Genomic DNA, 18,699 nt, shown 5'->3' with positions numbered 1-18,699 from the left:
AGGTGCCGTGACCCCCGCAGGTGCCGTGACCCCCGCAGGTGCCGTGACCCCCGCAGGTGCCGTGACCCCTGCGAGGGCGGTGGCCGTGCCGTCGGCCGCCGCCTCCAGCTCGGCCACCACGATCCGGCGCATGCCGAGCATCGCCTGCTGGGCGCGCTGGGCACGAGCCGGGTCGGGGTCGGTCACCAGCTCGACCAGGCGGGTGGGCACGACCTGCCACCAGAACCCGAACCGGTCCCGGAGCCAGCCGCACATGCTCTCCTCCCCACCCTCGGACAGCGCGTCCCAGTAGTGGTCGACCTCGGCCTGGTCGGCACACGAGATCGACAGGCTCACCGCCCAGGAGGCGGCCTGCCCCGGCCCCCCGTTGAGCCCCTGGTACGGCTGGCCGTCGAGGGTCCATGCGACGACCACCGCCGACCCGTCGGGGTTGCGGCTGACGGCGGTCACCGCCGAGTTCGGGAAGACCGACGTGTAGAACTCGGCGGCCTGCTCGGCCTGGCCGTCGAACCACAGGCAGGGTGTCTGGACGGGCATGGTGGGTCCTCTCCTCGGGTGTGCGTGCAGAGGAGACCACCCGCGGACGCCGAACTCATCGGCGCCCGCGCGGGGCGTCAGCCGACCTTGATCGCCGAGACGTCGAACTCGATCTGCACCCGGTCGCTGACCAGCACGCCGCCGGTCTCCAGCACCGCGTTCCAGGTGAGGTCCCAGTCGCTGCGCTTGATCGCCAGCGCGCCCTCGAAGCCGACCCGGGTGTTGCCGAACGGGTCCTGGGCCGACCCGGTGAGGGTGAAGTCGATGGAGACGGACCGGGTGACGTCCTTGATCGTGAGGTCACCGGTGACCCGGTAGACCTCGTCGTCGAGCTGCTCGACCTCGGTGGAGGCGAACCGCATCTCCGGGTACTGCTCGACGTCGAGGAAGTCCGGGGACCGCAGGTGCGCGTCGCGGTCGGGGGTGCCGGTGTCGATGCTGGCCGTGGCGATGCGCAGGTCGACGCTGCTGGCCACCGGGTGCGTGGTGTCCAGGTGCGCGGTGCCGGAGAACTCGGTGAAGGCGCCACGGACGGTGGTCACCATCGCGTGCCGGGCGCGGACCCCGATCCGGGTGTGTGCGACGTCGACCGTGTAGTCACCGGTGACGTCGGGGAGGGCGCTGGTGGCGGCGTCGAAGTCCGTCACCGAACCCTGGGGTGCACGGTGCTTGCCCACGTTGCGCGCTCCTGAGTCGTAAGGGTCGAACCCGTCGATCGTGCACGACTGACCCCGCTCCAGGAAGAGGGGGCCTCCTCCCGGGGTGTGCTCAGTACCAGCCGGTGGACTTCGAGTGCGACCACGCACCGCACGGCGAGCCGTAGCGGGAGTCGATGTAGACCAGCCCGGCGTCGATCTGGCGGTAGCCGTCGGAGGTCTTCGCGATCCCGGTGCCCCGCCAGGTCGAGTCCAGGAACTGCGGGATGCCGTAGGCGGTGCTGCGCGGGTTCTGCGCGTCCGGGTTCCAGCCGCTCTCCTTGCCCCACAGGCTCTCGAGGCAGCTGAACTCACTGCTGTCGCCGCCCAGCTGGGACAGCGCGTAGTCCTGGAAGGAGCCCGACCCGCCCGACGACGCCGGGGCCTCGGCGGGGGCGGCGGCCTTCGGTGCCGGCGCAGCAGCCGGGGCGCTCTTGGCGGTGGCCTTCGCCGCAGCGGCTGCCTCCTCCTGCTGGGCGGCCTCCGCGGCGGCCTCGGCGGCGGCCGCGGCCTCGGCGGCCAGCCGCGCCTCCTCGGCGAGCCGCGCCTCCTCGGCCAGGCGGGCCTCCTCGGCCAGGCGGGCCTCCTCGGCGGCCTTGGTCTCGAGCACGGCTCGGTCGGCGGCGGCCTGCACCTCGGCGGCGGCGGCCTGCTCGGCCTCGCGCTGGCTGCGGTTGCCGGCGAGCGCGCCGAGGCGCTCGCCCACCTGGCCGGGCGCCACGGTCAGCTCGGCCTGCTGGGAGCTGAGCCCGAGCTGCGCGGCGATGCTGACCGGCTCGGCGGGGGCGTCGGCGAGGGCGTCGTCCTGCCGGAGGGTGAGCACGTTGACCATGATCGCCCCGGCGGCGGCGACGGCCACGTACAGCGCGGGACGGCGGAGCCCACCAGGGGTCGCCCGACGGCTGGTGCGCGGCGTGGCGACGGGGCCGGCGACGACCTCCGTGGCCGGGACGTCGAGGACGTCGGTGGCCGGGACGTCGAGGACGTCGGTGGCCGGGACGTCGAGGACGTCGGTGGCCGGGACGTCGAGGACGTCGGTGGCCGGGGACTGCTCGTACGAGGCGCGCGCCGTGGTGCGACGGGACATCGAGGGGGTGGGCTCCGTTGGTCTTCCGCGGCCGCCTACCGGGTCAGCTGACGGATTCGGGCGGGAAGGCGCCCTACGCGCGCCGGGCTGCGGCCCGGCGCGAGATTCACCCCAGTGGTTCGGTGGGTCCCCGGCTCGCTGCGAACAGCGACTCGGCGGCATCCGGCGCGGGCTCCCCGGCTGGGGACCTGACGTCCGACCGGACTCGGCAACGGTAGAGGCGGTGACCCGGTCGTGACAATCCCCGAGCGCCGATCTGTGAGCATCTGCCACGTCCGGCCAGGTCGCGGCGGGGTCGATTGGGCTCCTGTGACCGACGGCTCAGGGCAGGCGCCACACCGTCGTCCGCCGCACCTGCCCGCCGTCGGCGTCCGGGACGTCGTACTCGGCCTGGGCGACGAGGCCCTCCTTCGGCACGTAGGCCCGGCCCGGGTCACCGAGGAACACGGTGGCCCCGCGCAGCCACGCGGTGCCCAGGAAGGGCAGCACCCGGGCGGTCATGTCCCGGTCGTAGCAGACGTCCCCGGCCAGGACGACGTCCACGTCGGGCGGGTCCTCGCCCAGCACGTCACCGACGACCCGGACGCCGGCGACACCGTTGAGCTCGCTGTTCAGCGCGATCGCGGTGTGCGAGTACGGGTCGACGTCACTCGCCACGACCTCACGGGCGCCGGCCAGCAGCGCTGCCACGGCGACCAGGCCGCTGCCGGCGCCCAGGTCGAGCACCCGCCGGCCGGCGACCAGCTCGGGGTGGTCGAGCACGTGCCGGGCCAGCGCCTGCCCGCCGGGCCAGGCGGCGGCCCAGAACGGCGGGTCCTGGCCGGCGCCGCCGCCCTCGGTCTCCATCGCCTCCCACAGCGCGACGACGTCGTCGGCGACGTGCAGCTGGACCTCGGGCACCAGGGTGGGCCGGGCCGGCGTGGTGTGCGCCCGCAGGAACTCCGGGGAGACCTCGCGCGGCTCCGGCACCGGGCTCAGTCCTCGCCGCCGTCACGCACCACGGTCACCGCGCACGGGGCGTGCCGGGTGACCTGGTCGCTGACCGAGCCCAGCAGCAGCCCGGCGAACCCGCCGCGGCCGCGCGCGCCGACGACCAGCAGGTCTGCACCCTCGGCCGCCTCGATCAGGGCCTGGGCCGGGGCGGTGTGCACCACGTGGCAGGTGACGCCGGCGGCCCGCTCGGCGCCGAGCACGGCGACGACGTCGGCCTCCAGGTCGGCCTGCACGGCGGCCTCGTAGTCGGCGATGGGCGGCACGAAGCCGGGCTCCCAGCTGGCCGGCTGCGGCGCGGTGGCGATCCGCCAGGCGCGCACGACGTGCAGCGGCCAGGAGGCGCGCTCGGCCAGCGCGGCGGCCCAGACGAGGGCGTCACGGGCGTGGTCGGAGTCGTCGTGGCCGACGACGATGCCGCCGTCGACGACCGCTCGGGTGTTGACGTCGGTGTGGTCGGTCCCGGCCAGCGCGGTCGCCGCCTCGTCCTGCTCCGCCTCGGGTGCTGCGTCGAACCGGTCGTTGCCTGCCTGGTCGCTCACGGGGTCCTCCTGTGCCGGTGCACCTGCCCGGCCGCTGCCGGACGCCAGGGGTGCCTGGCCTGCACAGCCTGTCCTACCGCACCGAGGCCCGTCCCTGCAGGTGGTCGGTCACGGCCGCAGCAGCCCGGCGAGCAGGGCCGGGTACGCCGCGTGCGCCAGCCGGAGGCCCGGCAGGTCGGCGGCGGTGCACCAGCGCAGCTCGTCGTGCTCCTCCGGTGCGGTGTCGGCCGGCTCGCCGTCCCAGCGGTCGACCCGGAGGACCGTCAGCCGCAGCCCGGGCCCCTCGACGAGCCCCACGACCGCGCACCGGACGGCGGTGACGCCGAGCTCCTCGGCGAGCTCGCGCACCAGCGCCTGCCGCGGGGTCTCGCCGGGCTCCCGGTGGCCGCCGGGCAGGTCCCAGACGTCGGGGTACCAGCGACGCGCCGGGCTGCGGTGGGCCAGCAGGACGGCGCCGTCCCGGACCAGTGCGCCCGCGACCACGTCGTGCCGGGGTGCGGGGCCGGGTGCGTTCACCGTCGCCAGTGTGGGCGGCCGCGTCGAAGATCACCTCGGATCGCGCACCGGGCCGCGGTGCTCTTGACTGGACGACGACCGGCGGCAGCCCCTGCCGCCCGCATCGAAGGGGAGGACGAGGTCCATGGAGCACTTCACCATCGCCACCGTCGCCGAGCAGAGCGCCGACTTCCGGCGGGTCCTCTGGACCGGCGAGCACACCCAGCTCGTGATCATGACCATCCCGGTCGACGGCGAGATCGGCGAGGAGATCCACGACGTGGACCAGATCCTCACCTTCGTCAGCGGCACCGGCCAGGCCCTCGTCGGCGGGCAGAAGAAGAACGTGGCGCAGGGCGACCTCGTCGTCGTCCCGGCCGGCAAGAAGCACAACTTCCTCAACACCGGCGTCAACCCGCTGGTGCTGTACACGGTCTACGGCCCGGCCGAGCACGCCGACAAGGCCGTGCACAAGACCAAGGAGGAGGCCGACGCGCTCGAGGAGGCCGGCAAGGACGAGCCGCCGACCGAGGGCTGACCGCCCGGCGGGTGCCGGGGGCGCGTCGGGCAGGCTGGTCGGGTGACGACGCAGCCCGGCATCTTCGCTCTCGGCACCCCCGAGCACTGCTACCTCGAGCTCGACCTGGAGCACGGCGCGACCGGTGAGGAGCTGGTGCGCGCCGTCGCCGGGCTCACCGGGCCGCTGTCCTCGGTCGGCGGGGTGAACCTGGTGGTGGGCTTCCGCCCCGAGCTGTGGGCGGAGGTCTCCCCCGCCGACGCCCCGGCCGACGCGGCCGGTTGGACCGAGGACCTGGTCGGCGCCGGGGGCTACCGGATGCCGGCCACCCAGCACGACGCGTGGGTCTGGGTCGCAGGCGGCAATCGGACGGCGGTCTTCGACAACGCCCGGGAGGTGCTCGCCGCGCTGTCCGGGGTGGCCGCCGTGGCGCGCGAGGTGACCGGCTGGCTGTACCGGCACGATCGCGACCTGACCGGGTTCGTCGACGGGACCGAGAACCCCTCGCTGCTGACCGCCGCCGAGGTGGCCGCGGTGCCGGCGGGCGAGCCGGGTGCCGGCGCCAGCATCGTGCTGTTCCAGGTGTGGCGGCACGACACCGCGTCGTGGGAGTCGCTGGGCGAGTACGGCCAGGAACGGATGATGGGCCGCACCAAACCCGACAGCGTCGAGATCCCCGACGACGAGCAGCTGCCCAGCGCGCACGTCGTGCGCACGACCGTCGAGGTGGACGGCGAGGAGAAGCAGATCTTCCGGCGCAACGTCGCCTACGGCGGGGTCACCGACCACGGCACGGCGTTCGTCGGCTTCGCCCGTGACCAGTGGCGGATGACCGAGATGCTGCGCCGCATGGCCGGGGCGGCCGACGGCGTCCGGGACGGGCTCACCGGGTTCCTCACCCCGCTCACCGGGGCGTACTACACGTGCCCGTCGCTCGACGCGCTCGCCCGGTTCGCCTCGCCGGACGAGGACTGACCCGTGAAGGCGCACGACCCCGCCGCCGAGTCGGAGGGCGGCGACCCGGCCTGCTGGCTCGACCAGGTCTGCCCCGCGTGCGGCCGGCTCACCGAGCGGACGGCGGAGGGCCGCTGCGCGTCGTGCGGGCAGCCCTGGAGCGTCGACTGACCGCTGCGCGTCCGGCGGCAGGCCGGCTGTTCCACCGTCGGGCGACGGCGGCGCCGGCCGGCCCTCCTGGGGCATGCGGGCCGGGCGGGCCCACGGTCAGGGGACGGTGGAGGTCGGTCGGCCTTCCGGGGGCATGCCGGCCGGGCGGGCCCGCGTGACCGATGCCGTCAGGCGGCGGAGCTGGTGCGCTGCGACCCGTACCAGCCGATGAGCAGCTGGCTGCGGACCGCGGCGGGCAGTCCACCCCAGCGCAGCAGCGCGGCCCGGGCGGGCAGCGTGCTGGAGGCGGCGAGCTGACCGAGCTCACGCACCCGCTCGGGGCGGGGCGTGAACGGGCTGCGGTCGTGCAGCCCGCTGGCCAGGTGCGTGTCGAAGGCAGCCAGGATGTCGGCCTGATGGGCCGAGTCGAACCACTGAGGGCTCCGCAGCGAGCTCTCCACGGCGTGGGAACGGATCACGAGCACCTCATCGGCAGACGACGGTCCCACCGTGACGTTCCCGCGTGACCACCTGCGAGGACGCCCTCCGGCGCCGCCCGTGGCGGGCAGCCGTCAGCCACGACGGAGCTGTACTCGTCGAGCGGGGCGGCGGCTGGTCCCGTGGGACTGCTCAGAACGGTGGTGGATCGTCCGGACCGGATCCCCGGTCCAGTGACCACGAGCCGCCGCTGAGCACCAGCCCGGCTGCAGCGTCGGGCCCGCCTCGACTCGACGCGCCGGTCAGCCGCAGGCCCGGTGGTCGGGTGGTGCGGGTGACCCCGCTGGGCGTGGTCACCGACAGGACTCCGTCGGCGGTCATGGTGAACCGCCAGCCGGGGGCGTGGGTCTTGAGCCGGTGGTGCCGGCGGCAGAGGCAGCAGAGGTTGGCGCAGTCGGTCGGGCCGCCGTCGCCGTGGGCGTGCACGTGGTCGAGGTCGGTGCGCGCGGCGGGACGACGGCAGCCGGGATGGCGGCAGGTGCGGTCGCGGGCGTGCAGGAACCGGCGCTGCGCGGGGGTGGGGGTGTAGCGGTCGACCAGGGGTGGCTGGTCCACCGCCGGACAGTCGCATCCGCCTGGTGGTCCATGGCCAGGAGAGTGACTCGTGCCGTCGCCTCGCCCTCGGGTCCGAGTGTCCGAGTGCGGCGGGTGCTGCCGGCATCCGCGGCGGACCAGACGCTCCAGTTCCGGTCGGCTGACCGTCGCCCGCAGCGCGCCGGTGACGGGGTCGACCAATGAGATCCCCAGCGAACCGCCGGTCGGGGCCTGCAGACCGCCCGGGCACAGGGAGTCGAGCTCCTCGAGCAGGTCGCGGAGCTGCTGGTGGGTGATCGGCGCACCGTCGACCGACGCGGCGTCCTCATCGGTCGGCACCCCTGCTGACCGCGCACGACCGGTGCCGGCGGTCGGACGTTCATCCGGGTCGTCCGGCGTCGTGGTGGGGCTCGGGCGCGAGTGCCCGCCCACGGCGCCCAGCGGCGCGATGACCTGCAGGTGCGCGGTCACCGGCGCACGGCTGGTGTCCCACGGCCGCCGGATCAGGTCGCTGAGCACCAGCGCCCGCAGCTGCCCGATCGACCGCTCGTCCCCGTCGTCCTTGGCCATCCGCGCGTAGGTGTCCACGGTCTCCCGGCAGGCCGCCGCCACAGAGGTGGGCAGGTCAGCGATCAGCTCCGACATGCCGTCCCCGGCCGGCCGGGTCCGCACGTCAGCCGCGCGTTCGGCCTTCTTCCGCCGCCGGTCAGCAGCCGCAGCATCCCGCGCGATCAGTGCTGCCGCCGTGCGTTCCCGTAGCCGCACCGGGGTCTCCCCCGCCCCCGCCCACGCCAGCGCCTGTGCCTCCACCTCGGCCACGACCGCCGGCTCCACCTGGCCACCCGCGGCCTGCGACTGACCGGCCAACGCGCGCACGATCGCGTTCGCCCGCGGCTCGTCCACCAACCCGTCCGCCAATGCACCCCAGGTGGCGGGCAGCTCGCGCACCAGAGCCAGCGACCGCTCCACCAACCCCGTCGCCGCCGCCAGCGAGATGCCACGCATGAGCGCCAGCTCGTCGACCACGAACTCACTCACCCCAGGAGTCCGGGCCGGCGACCAGCCCTCCACCCCGTGACCCGGTTCGTCCTCGGTCAGGTCGGTCTGCGCCGGCCGCCGGGCAGCCAGTTGCGCGATCAGCACCGCCTCGTACGCAGCCAGCTGGGCACGGCCGTCGGCGACCGCCCCCATCTCCCGCACCAGCTCGGACTCCGAGAACGACGCAGGCCCGAGCAGCTCCGCCAACCGCGACCGACGCCGCGTCACCCCCGCCGGAGGCGGCGGCAGGGCAGGTAGGAGTTCGGCACGGTCGACGACCGTCACACCCACCCCGTAGCCGCTGAACACCCTCCGAACGTAGGCGAGGGGTACGACAGTTCTGACCTGCTCGCCAGACTCCTGATCAGGCAGTTCACCGCGTCCGGGAGCACACGTGGGAGGCCGGTGCGCCGTCGTCGGGGCAGCGCAGCCCGGCGGGATCGCAGCTCCGGGATCTCCGCCGGCGCCGGCCGCCCGTGGTGGGCCAGAGGTGCGCGTGAGAGACCGAGCCGCACACCGGGTGGAGGCCGGGGCATGGGTCGCCCGCAGCTGAGCATCCGTGGCCGGGACGCCGCCGGCGACGGCCTCCACCCAGACCACGACCTCCCGACCAGCACCCCGCCGACCACCCGATGGTCGACGTGCTGCTGGCCGACAGCCCGCCGACCGACCGGTGCGCGCTCGCCCGGGCTACAGCCCGCCGGCGACCCGCAGGACCGCCCCGGTGCAGTAGCTCGCCTCGGGACCCAGCAGCCAGGCGATCGCCGGCGCGATCTCGTCGGGCTCCCCCGCCCGCCCCATCGGCACGCGCGCGACCACCCGGTCCAGCCGGCCGGCGTCCCCGGCCCCGGCGTGGATGCCGGTGCGCACCAGCCCGGGCGCGACCGCGTTCACCCGCACGCCGTCGTCCGCGAGCTCCTTGGCCAGCCCCATGGTCAGCGCGTCGACGCCGGCCTTGGCGGCGGCGTAGTGCACGTACTCGTGCGGCGACCCGAGCGTGGCCGCGCCCGAGGACACCGTGACGATCGCGCCGCCGACCCCACCCCGCCGCCGGGACATCACCTGGGCGGCGCGCCGGGCGCACAGCACCACGCCGAGCAGGTTGACGTCGAGCACCTGCCGCACGACCTCGACCGGGGTGTCGGCGAGGTCACCCAGGTGCGCGGTCAGCCCGGCGTTCGCCACCAGCCCGGTGACCGGGCCCAGCTCGGCCGCCGCGTCGAACAGCGCGTCCACCCCCGCGGGGTCGGCGACGTCGGCCCGGACGGCGACCGCCCGCACGCCCAGCGCCTGCGCCGCGGCCACCACGGCCCCGGCCTCGCTGGCGCTGCTGTGGTAGCCGACGACCACGTCGTGCCCGAGGCCGGCGAGGTGGACGGCGGTGGCGGCACCGATCCCCTGGCTGCCGCCGGTGACCAGGGTGAGCGGACGCGGAGTGGAGGACACGCCCCGGAGTCTGCCGGGGACGTCGGACCCACCGGGCAGACTCAGCCCGTGGACCACCCCTCCGACGCCGTCGTCCGGCGGCTGCACCCCCTGCTGGTCGAGGTGCGCGACGCCCTCCTGCGCGGCCTGACCGTCAGCAGGGCCATCCACGCCGAGCACGGCTGGCTGGCTTCCGCCGACCGGCACCTGCACCACCAGCTGGTCCGCCGGGAGGCGATGGAGCGGCTCCGTCCCTACGCCGAGCACGCCGACGACCCCTTCGGCACCCAGCTGGAGCTGCTCGAGCCGGGCAACGACAACCTGGGCCTGCCGATGAGCGGGCTGATCCTGCGCACCCCCACCGAGGTGCTGCGGGTCTGGCACTCCGAGGACGGCGAGCTGCCGGCCGCCGACACCCAGGGCCTGCGCGAGTACTACGCCCAGCAGCCCACCGCCCAGCTGCACCTCCAGCTGCCCCTGGACGCCGTCCCCGGCGACCCGGCCCGCCGCGACAACCTCGCCCTGCTGTGGTCGGACTCGCGGCGCCCGGGCCGCGACCCGGAGCTGGTGCGCCTCGACCTGGTGCGCCCCCGCGGGTACGTCGGCCGCCGCGTCGACGTCGACTGGCACCTGGGCCTGCTCGACCGGCTGAGGCGCAGCGCCGCCTGAGCCGTCCGGCCAGGGGACGTGCACCCCCGCGGAGACGCGCGCGGTGTCGCCCGCCACAATGGCCGCGTGCACAGAGGCAGAAGCGTGGACCCCGGTATCGCTCGTTCCTGGCTGCTGGTCAACGGCGCCCGCACCGAGCTCTTCGACGACGCACACGCGTCGCGGGCCGACCAGATCGTGCTCGACATCGAGGACGCGGTGGACCCGGCGCGCAAGCCCGACGCCCGCGCCGAGGTCGCGGAGTACCTGACCAGCGGTGACAAGCGCGCCTGGGTCCGGATCAACGACCGCTCCACGGAGTTCTGGTCCGGCGACGTCGACGCGCTCAAGGGCCTGCCCGGCCTGGCCGGCGTCATGCTCGCCAAGACCGAGGCCGCCGAGCACGTCACGGAGACCTACGACCGGCTCGGCGGCGACACCCCGGTGCTGGCCCTGGTCGAGTCCGCGCTCGGCATCGAGGAGGCGGTGAACATCGCCCGCGCCCGCGGGGCCTTCCGCCTCGCCTTCGGCAGCGGTGACTACCGCCGCGACACCGGCACCAGCGCCGACGACCTGGCCATGGCCTACCCCCGCTCCCGCCTGGTCGTCGCCAGCCGGGTCGGTGGCCTGCCCGGGCCGATCGACGGCCCCACGGTGGGCACCAGCCACCCGATCCTGCGCGAGCAGTCGGCGCTGACGGTCTCCCTGGGCCTCACCGGCAAGCTGTGCCTCCAGCTCGACCAGCTGCCGGTCATCAACGAGGTCATCAGCCCGGCCCCGTCCGACGTGGCCTGGGCCCGCGACTTCCTGGCCGACTTCGACGCCCGCGGCCAGGTCATCCGGGACGGCAGCGACCTGCCCCGCCTGGGCCGCGCCCGCAAGATCGAGAAGCTCGCCACGGCGTTCGGCGTCCAGCCCTCCTAGGCGTCCACCACGACGACCCGTTCCCCTCGGGGGAACGGGCCGTCGTCGGTCTCAGGGGTCGAGCCGGCCGATCACGGCGGTGCCGTCGAGGTCGTCGTCGGTGACCACCCGCGCGGCCAGCCCGGCGGCGGCGACCAGCGCCTGCGTCCCCGGTGCCTGCCGGCGGCTGGTCTCGATCAGCAGCGACCCGCCGGGCGCCAGCCAGCGCCGCACCCCCGCGGCGACCCGGCGGTGGACGTCGAGCCCGTCGGCGCCGCCGTCCAGCGCCGCCCGCGCCTCGTGGTCGCGGGCCTCCGGCGGCATCAGCGCGATCGCGTCGGTCGGCACGTAGGGCGCGTTGACCACCAGCACGTCGACCCGGCCGGCCAGCCCGGCCGGCAGCGGCGCGAACAGGTCGCCCTCGTGCACCGTGCCCCGCCCGGCCAGGTTGCGCCGGGCGCAGCGGACGGCGGCCGGGTCGACGTCCGCGGCATGCAGCTCGACCGGCCCCAGCGCGGTGGCGACCGCCGCCCCCACCGCGCCGACGCCGCAGCACAGGTCCAGCACGACGGCGCCCGGCCGGGCTCCCTGCACCGCCGCGCGCACCAGCAGCTCGGTGCGCCGCCGCGGCACGAAGACACCGGGCTCGACGGCGAACCGCTGCCCGCAGAACTCCGCCCACCCGAGCACCTGCTCCAGCGGCTCCCCGGCGACCCGCCGCGCGACCAGCCCGTCGAGCACGGCGGCGGTCGGTGCAGCAGCCAGCAGCAGTTCCGCCTCGTCCTCGGCGAACACGCACCCGGCGGCACGCAGCCGGGCGACGACGGCCGGATCGGGTGGACTCATCACCGTGGAGTGTGCCGCCTCGCCGACGGAACGGTTCCGGACCCCTACAGTGCGGCGACGAGAGCGGGGAGGACGGGCATGGACCGGCGGACCGACGACTTCGCGGCCTTCGTCGCCGACTGCGAGCCGCAGCTGCGGGGCACCGCGCTGCTGCTGACCGGCGACCCCGAGCAGGCCGACGACCTCGTGGTGACGGCGCTGGCCCGCACCCACCGCCGCTGGCGCCGGCTGGGCTCCCCCGCGGACGCCCTGGCCGACACCCGCGGGGCACTCGTGGAGGGCGCGCTGGGCCGCACGGAGCCCTCGGTCGCGGGCGGCTCGATCGGCACCCTGCCGGGCCCGGACGACGACCGGACGGACGGCGGGCGACTCGACCCCGGCGACCGGCGCTGGCTGGCGGCGCTGGCCGCCCTCGGCCCGACGGCCCGGGTGGTCGTCGTCCTGCGGCTGGTCGAGGGACTGGACGAGGAGTCGGTGGCGACGCTGCTGGACCGCTCCCCGCAGACGGTGGCCGACGTGCTCGACGCCGCCGTCGAGCGGCTGGGCGACCTGCTCGAGCCCGAGCCGACGCCGGTCGCCGCACCCACAGCGACCGACACCTGGACGGCCGCCCCGCCGGCGACCGGGGAGGCGGACGCGGTCTTCCGCCGTCCGGGCACCCCGGAGGCACCGGCCCGGCCGGACCCCGCACCGGCCGTCGCACCCGCCGGCCCCGCCCCGGCGGACGACGGCAGCGACCCGGCGGACGACAGCAGCGACCCGTGGGCCATCTACCGGCGGCCGTCGTGACCGGCCCCCGGGCACAGGACGTCGCCGCGCGGCTGCAGCAGCTCGCGATCCGGGTGCCCACTACCGCGGTCGACGGGCCGGCGGACACCGCCGGACGGGCGGTCGAGGTGAACCGCCACCGGCGGCAACGCGCGGTCCGCTGGGTCGCCGGCGCCGTGGCCGTCGTCGTGCTGGGCACCGCCACCACCCTCGCCCGGCCGGACGTGCCCCCGGTGGCGGCGGCCGCGCCGGCTGCCCCGCCCTCCACCCGTCCGCCCGCTCCCCCGCCGGCGGTCTACGAGCAGCCGCCGCGCGGGTCGCTGGCCGACGACCCCGGGTTCCTGGCCGAGGTGGCGGCGCTGTCCTGGTCCCCGGCCCTGGACCAGACGACCGGCACCAGCACGCAGATCGAGCCGGACACCCGCCGGGTGGTGTACGCCGCCGACGTCCCGAACGGCCACCGGTGGGCGCTCGTGATGGCCCGGACACGCCAGTCGTGGGCGGTGAACTGGTTCACCGGGCCGGACGGCGCCGATGCCGCGGACCTCACCGAGGCGTCGTACCCCACCCTCTGGTCACCGACCGAGCCGCTGGCGCTGATGGACGTCTCCGCCGACACCGCCCCGATCATGGTGTTCGGCGACCCCGGCGCCACCTACGAGTACTCGCCCAGCCTCGACCGCGCACCCGACGGCAGCCTCGTCCGCGACTTCCAGCCGCTGCCGACGGTCGACGGCGTGCCGCTGGGTCTCGTGCCCACGCCGGTCGTCTGGAGCGCCGGGGAGCTCCGCGCGGCAGCGGGTGGCACCGACGCCATCTGGGACATCCGCTACAGCTCGCCCGCGCCGTGGGAGCGCTGGTACGGCGGCGCCGGTGGTCCGCCGGACATGGCGGTGCTGGTCCCCTGCCTGACCGCGCTGGGCTACACGGTGGACGTCGGCCCGGGCGAGGGCCAGTTCGGCTACAGCGAGACGGGGACACCGGACCGCACCAGCGCCGAGGAGGCGGTCCACGAGCAGGCGACCGCGGAGTGCCACACCGCGGCCAGCAGCGGGTGACCGACGTGCGCCAGGACGTGCGCGCCCGGCTCACCCGGCTGGCCGGACACGCCCTCCCCCCGGCCGACGGCAGCACCCTCGACCGCGTCCTCGACATGAACCGCTCCCGCCGGCTGCGCGCCGTCCGCTGGGTCGCCGCCGTCGTCGCCGTCCTGGTGCTGGGCACCGCCGCCACGCTCGCCCGTCCGGATGCCGCCCCCGCCGTCCAGGCGGCGCCGGTCACCCGGGCGGGCTCCCCGCCGCCGGCCGCCTACGACCAGCCCCCGCGCGGGTCGCTCGCCGGTGACGCAGCCCTGCTGGCCGAGCTGGCGGCGCTGCCCTGGTCGCCGCCGCCCAGCGGCAGCGGGTACGCCCGCCCCTTCGACCCCGCCACCCGCCGGGTCGTCTACGCCGCCGACGTCCCGGGCGGGCACCGCTGGGCCGTGGTGATGGCCAGCAACGGGCCCCAGTGGGTGCTGAACTGGTTCGCGGGGCCGAGCGGGGCCGCGCCGGCGGAGCTGACCGAGGCCTTCGGGCCCGTGCAGGTCTCGGCCGACGAGCCGGTCGCCCTGATGGACGTCTCCGCGGACACCGGCCCGCTGGTGGTGCTCACCGACCCCGGGGTGGCCGCCGAGTACTCCGCCACCCTCGACCGCGCCCCCGACGGCACCCTGGTCCGCACCGCCGTCACCCTGCCCGAGGTCGACGGCGTGCCGCTCGGCCTCGTGCGCGCACCGGTCGCCTACGGCCCCGACACGTCACCGGAGCTGTACGTGCGCCGGGACGGGGTGCGGACACCGGTGGAGTCCTTCCTGATGACGGGCACCCCGCCGTGGACCAGGACCCAGTACCCCACCCGTCCCCCCGACCCGGCCGAGGTCGCCGAGTGCCTCGTCGCGAACGGCTTCACCGTCGAGGCGGCCCCGCCGAGCGCGGGCGTCTACTTCGAGGACCCCCGGACCGGCGACCTGTCCAGCACCGAACAGGCCGACCGGGAACGGGCGAGCGAGGACTGCTTCATCGGCGCCGCCCAGGAGTGAGCCCTCGCGACCAGGGGCACCCCGGGACCTGGAGAGGGGTGGGATGACCGACGTCGAGCAGCACCTGCAGGACCGGCTCACCCGGCTCGCCCGGCAGGCACCCCGTCCCGCCGACACGGCCGCGCGCGTCCTCGCCCTGCGCACCCGGCGCCGCCGGCTCGGTGCGGCGCGCGTCGCCGGTGCCGCCGCGGTCGGGGCCGCCGTCGTCCTGGCCGTCGTGCCCGGGCGCCCGGCGGACCCACCGCCGGCGCCCGCCGTGACCGCGGAGGTGGCCGCCGGGCCCACCGGTCCCTCGCTCTACGACGTCCCCACCCGCGGGTCGCTGGCCGGGGACGCGGCGTTCCTGGCCGGCGTGCAGGCCATCGAGTGGGCCAGCCCGCCGAACGCGGCGCTGGGCGTGCTGTCGCCGCCGGCCGACACCCGCCGGGTGCTGTTCGCCGGCGACGTCCCCGGGGGACACCGCTGGGCGCTGGTCATGGGCCGGGTCGGCGACCAGCTGCGGACCGCGTGGTTCGCCGGCCGCACCGGTGCCCCGCCCGAGCGGCTGACGCTGTGGCTGGGCACCGGCGACGCGGCGCCCGGCGTGCCGATCACGCTGCAGGACGCCGGCGCCGCCACCGGGCCGCTGGTGGTGGTCGGCCTGCCCGGCGACCGGGTCGAGTACTCCCCCGGCCAGGACCGCGACGCCTCGGGCCGGCTGGCCCGCTCCTACGCCGAGCTGCCCGTGGTGGACGGGGTGTCACTGGGCGAGGTGACCACCCCGCTGGTCGACCACGCCGGCATCGCGATCGCCTACCGGGGCGAGCACATCGTGGCCGCCGGCGCGCCGCGGACGCTCAACGCCCCGCTGCGCGGTGTGCCGCTGCACCCCGACCAGGACGCCGCCTACTGGCTGCGGCTGCGGGACTGCCTGACGCCGCAGGGCTTCCGGGTGACCCTGGCGCCCTCGGGCCGGGACCTGAGCTGGACCGGCGGCCCGGTCACCGCCCCGGACGGCGGCGACCTCAGCAGCGCCGAGCGGGCGCAGAACACCGCGACCTTCGAACGCTGCGCCGAGGACGTCCGGCAGGGCTGACCTACGGCTGGCGGTACACCGCGTCCGGGACGTCGGTGACGAACATGTGCCCCGGGGCGTGGGTGATCGCGAACGGGGGCCGGGAGGCCATCAGCGCCGCCTGCGGGGTGACCCCGCACGCCCAGAACACCGGGACGTCGCCGTCGGCCAGCTCCACCGGGTCGCCGAAGTCCGGCCGCGCGAGGTCGGCGATGCCCAGCCCGGCCGGGGCACCGACGTGCACCGGCGCACCGTGCACCTGCGGCATCCGGCCGGTCACCTGCACCGCGGTGGCCACCAGGGAGCCGGGCACCGGGCGCATCGAGACGACCAGCGGGCCCGACAGCCGCCCGGCGGGCCGGCACTCCCGGTCGGTGCGGTACATCGACACGTTGCGGCCCTGCTCGATGTTGCGCACCGGCACCCCGGCGTCCAGCAGCGCGGTCTCGAAGCTGAAGCTGCAGCCGATCAGGAAGGCGACCAGGTCCGGACCCCACAGGTCGGTGACGTCGGTCGGCTCGTCGACGCACTCGCCGTCCCGCCAGACCCGGTAGCGCGGCAGGTCGGTGCGCAGGTCGGCGTCCGGGGCCAGGACGGTGCGGTGGGACCCGGCGTCGGTCACGTCCAGCAGCGGCACCGGCTGCGGGTTGCGCTGGCCGAACAGCAGCATGTCGTACGCCCAGTCCCGCGGGAGGACGACGAGGTTGGCCTGCGTGTACCCGGGCGCCCAACCCGAGGAGGGCACGGTCAGGCCCGCCCGGAACTGCGCGCGGGCGGCGGAGGGGTCGGCAGCCGGCAGGGTGGTGGTCATGGGTTCCTCCGGGGGGAGTCGCGGTGGACGGTGCGCAGCTGGGTCTCGGAGTCGTACAGGTAGGCGTCGAGCTCCTCCGCCGCCCGCACGGTCTCCCCGGCGGCCAGCAGGTCCAGCAGGGCCCGGTTGCGCTGGACGTAGGGCTCGTGCAGCGGCCGCGGGGCGTCCACGGTGTGGAACAGCAGCCGCAGCTCGGCGAACAGCCGCGCCGCCGTCTCGTCCAGCCGGCGGCTGCGGCCGAGGGCGACCAGGGCGAGGTGGAAGCGCATGTTCGCCGTCCCGACGGCCGGCCAGTCACCGCGCCGGGCGGCGTCCTCGGCGGCGGCGACCGCGTCGTGCAGCGGCCGCAGCCGGACGGCGTCGGTGCCCTCCAGGCGCGCGACGACGCCGCACTCGATGGCCCGGCGGGCGCGGTACAGGTCGACCAGGTCGTCCTCGTCGAGCTCGGGGACGAACACGCCGCGGTGCAGCCGGTGCACCAGCAGGCCCTCGTGGGTGAGCAGCCGGAACGCCTCGCGCAGCGTGTTCCGGGAGACGTGCAGCACCTCGACCAGCTGCTCCTCGCTCAGCCGGGTGCCCGGCGGCAGGTCGCCCTCGATGACCCGGGCGCGCAGCAGCTCAGCGACCCGCTCGGCGGTGCTGGACCGGTCGAAGCTGCGCACCTCGTGGGCGACGGTGCGCAGCCAGCCCTGGTCCGCGGCGTCGGTCATGCGGCCATCCTGCCCCGTCGGCGTGTGTCGTCGCAGTTAATTGTCCGCCCATCCCCTTGTCGGATTGTTGAACAACTCCCTAGGTTCACCCGGCAAGGGGCACAGCCCCGACGGACGCCGCCCGCGCGGCACCGACCGACCCGACCGGGGAGCACCCATGGCACACGAGGCGCACGGCACGGACAGCGCGGCACCGACCGGCGGGCGACTGGCGACCAGCACCCGGTCGACGCTGCTGGGCGCGATGTTCCTGATGGCCACCTCGGCCATCGGGCCCGGCTTCATCACCCAGACCACCACCTTCACCGTGCGGCTGGGCGCGGCCTTCGCCTTCGCGATCGTCATCTCGATCCTGGTCGACATCGCGCTGCAGCTCAACGTCTGGCGGGTGATCGGGGTCAGCGGCCGCCGCGCTCAGGAGCTGGGCAACCTGGTGCTGCCCGGCCTCGGCTGGGTGATGGCCGCGTTCCTGCTCGTCGGCGGGCTGGTGTTCAACATCGGCAACGTCGCCGGCTCCGGGCTGGGCCTGGACGCGATGCTGGGCCTGGACCCCAAGCTCGGCGGCGCGCTGTCCGCGCTGATCGCCATCGGCATCTTCCTGAGCAAGAAGGCCGGGCTCGCCGTCGACCGGATCGTCGTCGTCCTCGGGCTGGTGATGATCGTGCTGACCACCTACGTGGCGTTCACCTCCGGCCCGCCCGTCGGTGAGGCGCTGAAGAACGTCGTCCTGCCCGAGCAGGTCGACGTCCTGGCGATCACCACGCTGGTCGGCGGCACGATCGGCGGCTACATCGTCTACGCCGGCGCGCACCGGCTGCTCGACTCCGGCGTCAGCGGCGCCGGCCACGTCCGGGACATCACCCGCGGATCGATCACCGGCATCCTGATCACCGCCGTCATGCGGGTCGTGCTCTTCCTGGCCATCCTCGGCGTCGTCGCCGGTGGTGCGGCCCTGGACCCGGCCAGCCCGGCCGCCTCGGCCTTCCAGCAGGCCGCCGGCGAGGTCGGCCTGCGGGTGTTCGGCATCGTGCTGTGGGCCGCGGCCATCACCAGCGTCATCGGCGCCAGCTACACCTCGGTGTCCTTCGTGACCTCCCGGACGACGTCGGACCGCACCCGCACGCTGCTGGTCGTCGGGTTCATCGCGGTCACCACGGCCGTCTACCTGCTCATCGGCACCGCGCCGACCACGCTGCTGGTGTTCGCCGGGGCGTTCAACGGGCTGCTGCTGCCCATCGGCATCGCCGTCCTGCTCTGGGTGGCGACGCGGCGGGCCGACCTGCTCAACGGCTACCGCTACCCGCGCTGGCTGCTGGTCGTCGGCTGGGTCGCCTGGCTGCTGACGCTGGTGCTGGCCGTCCGGTCGGTGCAGCCGGTCATCGACCTGTTCCGCTGAGCGCCGGACCGGGCAAGGAGGAGC

Annotated in this window: 22 protein-coding genes and 1 riboswitch; of the genes, 10 read left to right on the top strand and 12 right to left on the bottom strand. The window is 75.6% G+C overall.

Going from position 1 to position 18,699, the window contains the following annotated elements:
• The 6 genes from GCU67_RS02655 to GCU67_RS02630 all read right to left on the bottom strand — a co-directional run.
• A partial coding sequence (locus tag GCU67_RS02655; protein WP_163609532.1) for a VOC family protein occupies window positions 1-537 on the bottom strand: 537 nt, incomplete at its 3' end.
• Window positions 538-614: 77 nt separating this feature from the next.
• Window positions 615-1,214 (bottom strand): YceI family protein, encoded by a 600-nt coding sequence (locus GCU67_RS02650; protein ID WP_163609531.1) that lies wholly within the window; start codon window positions 1,212-1,214, stop codon window positions 615-617.
• 91 nt (window positions 1,215-1,305) lie between these two features.
• On the bottom strand, window positions 1,306-2,319 hold the full coding sequence (locus GCU67_RS02645; protein WP_246214472.1) for an aggregation-promoting factor C-terminal-like domain-containing protein: 1,014 nt from the start codon (window positions 2,317-2,319) through the stop codon (window positions 1,306-1,308).
• A 17-nt stretch (window positions 2,320-2,336) separates the two neighbouring features.
• Window positions 2,337-2,487: riboswitch (cyclic di-AMP (ydaO/yuaA leader) on the bottom strand.
• 153 nt (window positions 2,488-2,640) lie between these two features.
• Window positions 2,641-3,288, bottom strand: coding sequence for a 50S ribosomal protein L11 methyltransferase (locus tag GCU67_RS02640; protein ID WP_163609530.1), 648 nt, complete (start codon window positions 3,286-3,288; stop codon window positions 2,641-2,643).
• Window positions 3,289-3,293: 5 nt separating this feature from the next.
• Window positions 3,294-3,851: a universal stress protein gene (locus tag GCU67_RS02635; protein WP_163609529.1), complete on the bottom strand. Its 558-nt coding sequence runs from the start codon at window positions 3,849-3,851 to the stop codon at window positions 3,294-3,296.
• A 108-nt stretch (window positions 3,852-3,959) separates the two neighbouring features.
• Entirely contained in the window at window positions 3,960-4,367 is a 408-nt protein-coding gene (locus GCU67_RS02630; protein ID WP_338104718.1) for an NUDIX domain-containing protein, read from the bottom strand.
• A 124-nt stretch (window positions 4,368-4,491) separates the two neighbouring features.
• Here GCU67_RS02630 and GCU67_RS02625 point away from each other — a divergent pair, with 124 nt between their 5' ends.
• The 3 genes from GCU67_RS02625 to GCU67_RS02615 are packed head-to-tail and all read left to right on the top strand — an operon-like array spanning window position 4,492 to window position 5,988.
• Window positions 4,492-4,884, top strand: coding sequence for a cupin domain-containing protein (locus GCU67_RS02625; protein ID WP_163609528.1), 393 nt, complete (start codon window positions 4,492-4,494; stop codon window positions 4,882-4,884).
• Window positions 4,885-4,926: 42 nt separating this feature from the next.
• The gene (locus GCU67_RS02620; RefSeq protein ID WP_163609527.1) at window positions 4,927-5,838 is read left to right on the top strand and encodes a Dyp-type peroxidase; all 912 of its coding nucleotides are present in this window, start codon (window positions 4,927-4,929) and stop codon (window positions 5,836-5,838) included.
• Window positions 5,839-5,841: 3 nt separating this feature from the next.
• The gene (locus GCU67_RS02615) at window positions 5,842-5,988 is read left to right on the top strand and encodes a hypothetical protein (protein ID WP_163609526.1); all 147 of its coding nucleotides are present in this window, start codon (window positions 5,842-5,844) and stop codon (window positions 5,986-5,988) included.
• Between the two features lie 167 nt (window positions 5,989-6,155).
• Here GCU67_RS02615 and GCU67_RS02610 read toward each other — a convergent pair whose 3' ends face one another.
• The 3 genes from GCU67_RS02610 to GCU67_RS02600 all read right to left on the bottom strand — a co-directional run bounded on the left by GCU67_RS02610 (window position 6,156) and on the right by GCU67_RS02600 (window position 9,483).
• Entirely contained in the window at window positions 6,156-6,446 is a 291-nt protein-coding gene (locus GCU67_RS02610; RefSeq protein WP_163609525.1) for a hypothetical protein, read from the bottom strand.
• 151 nt (window positions 6,447-6,597) lie between these two features.
• Window positions 6,598-8,244, bottom strand: a complete 1,647-nt coding sequence (locus tag GCU67_RS02605; protein ID WP_163609524.1) for an HNH endonuclease signature motif containing protein — start codon at window positions 8,242-8,244, stop codon at window positions 6,598-6,600.
• A 483-nt stretch (window positions 8,245-8,727) separates the two neighbouring features.
• Window positions 8,728-9,483: an SDR family oxidoreductase gene (locus GCU67_RS02600; RefSeq protein WP_163609523.1), complete on the bottom strand. Its 756-nt coding sequence runs from the start codon at window positions 9,481-9,483 to the stop codon at window positions 8,728-8,730.
• A gap of 48 nt (window positions 9,484-9,531) precedes the next feature.
• Between GCU67_RS02600 and GCU67_RS02595 the strand changes: the two genes are divergently transcribed.
• Both GCU67_RS02595 and GCU67_RS02590 read left to right on the top strand, forming a co-directional pair.
• Complete coding sequence (locus GCU67_RS02595) at window positions 9,532-10,131, top strand: hypothetical protein (RefSeq protein ID WP_163609522.1); 600 nt, start codon at window positions 9,532-9,534, stop codon at window positions 10,129-10,131.
• An 84-nt stretch (window positions 10,132-10,215) separates the two neighbouring features.
• A complete protein-coding gene (locus tag GCU67_RS02590) occupies window positions 10,216-11,034 on the top strand; it encodes an HpcH/HpaI aldolase/citrate lyase family protein (RefSeq protein WP_338104717.1) in 819 nt (272 codons plus the stop codon).
• A 51-nt stretch (window positions 11,035-11,085) separates the two neighbouring features.
• Here GCU67_RS02590 and GCU67_RS02585 read toward each other — a convergent pair whose 3' ends face one another.
• Window positions 11,086-11,859 (bottom strand): putative protein N(5)-glutamine methyltransferase, encoded by a 774-nt coding sequence (locus GCU67_RS02585; RefSeq protein ID WP_163609520.1) that lies wholly within the window; start codon window positions 11,857-11,859, stop codon window positions 11,086-11,088.
• A gap of 78 nt (window positions 11,860-11,937) precedes the next feature.
• On the opposite strand from GCU67_RS02585, the gene GCU67_RS02580 reads away from it, so the two are divergent.
• The 4 genes from GCU67_RS02580 to GCU67_RS02565 are packed head-to-tail and all read left to right on the top strand — an operon-like array spanning window position 11,938 to window position 15,779.
• Window positions 11,938-12,648 (top strand): SigE family RNA polymerase sigma factor, encoded by a 711-nt coding sequence (locus GCU67_RS02580; protein WP_163609519.1) that lies wholly within the window; start codon window positions 11,938-11,940, stop codon window positions 12,646-12,648.
• Window positions 12,645-13,685 carry a hypothetical protein gene (locus GCU67_RS02575; protein WP_163609518.1) on the top strand — a complete coding sequence of 347 codons (1,041 nt, stop codon included), beginning with the start codon at window positions 12,645-12,647 and terminating at the stop codon, window positions 13,683-13,685. The genes GCU67_RS02580 and GCU67_RS02575 overlap by 4 nt, the downstream gene beginning before the upstream one ends.
• A complete protein-coding gene (locus GCU67_RS02570; RefSeq protein ID WP_163609517.1) occupies window positions 13,682-14,704 on the top strand; it encodes a hypothetical protein in 1,023 nt (340 codons plus the stop codon). Before GCU67_RS02575 ends, GCU67_RS02570 begins: the two co-directional genes overlap by 4 nt.
• A gap of 43 nt (window positions 14,705-14,747) precedes the next feature.
• Entirely contained in the window at window positions 14,748-15,779 is a 1,032-nt protein-coding gene (locus tag GCU67_RS02565; RefSeq protein ID WP_163609516.1) for a hypothetical protein, read from the top strand.
• A gap of 1 nt (window position 15,780) precedes the next feature.
• On the opposite strand, the gene GCU67_RS02560 is transcribed toward GCU67_RS02565, so the two are convergent.
• Both GCU67_RS02560 and GCU67_RS02555 read right to left on the bottom strand, forming a co-directional pair.
• Complete coding sequence (locus tag GCU67_RS02560; RefSeq protein WP_163609515.1) at window positions 15,781-16,569, bottom strand: putative hydro-lyase; 789 nt, start codon at window positions 16,567-16,569, stop codon at window positions 15,781-15,783.
• The gene (locus tag GCU67_RS02555; RefSeq protein ID WP_163609514.1) at window positions 16,566-17,279 is read right to left on the bottom strand and encodes a GntR family transcriptional regulator; all 714 of its coding nucleotides are present in this window, start codon (window positions 17,277-17,279) and stop codon (window positions 16,566-16,568) included. The genes GCU67_RS02560 and GCU67_RS02555 overlap by 4 nt, the downstream gene beginning before the upstream one ends.
• Before the next feature lie 157 nt (window positions 17,280-17,436).
• On the opposite strand from GCU67_RS02555, the gene GCU67_RS02550 reads away from it, so the two are divergent.
• The gene (locus GCU67_RS02550; RefSeq protein WP_163609513.1) at window positions 17,437-18,675 is read left to right on the top strand and encodes an NRAMP family divalent metal transporter; all 1,239 of its coding nucleotides are present in this window, start codon (window positions 17,437-17,439) and stop codon (window positions 18,673-18,675) included.
• The last annotated feature ends 24 nt before the right edge of the window (window positions 18,676-18,699 follow it).

It is taken from the genome of Modestobacter muralis (genome assembly GCF_010682105.1).
Taxonomy (GTDB): Bacteria; Actinomycetota; Actinomycetes; order Mycobacteriales; family Geodermatophilaceae; genus Modestobacter; species Modestobacter muralis.
Note: the sequence above shows the minus strand (reverse complement) of the source record. Positions and strands in the feature narration are given on the sequence as shown.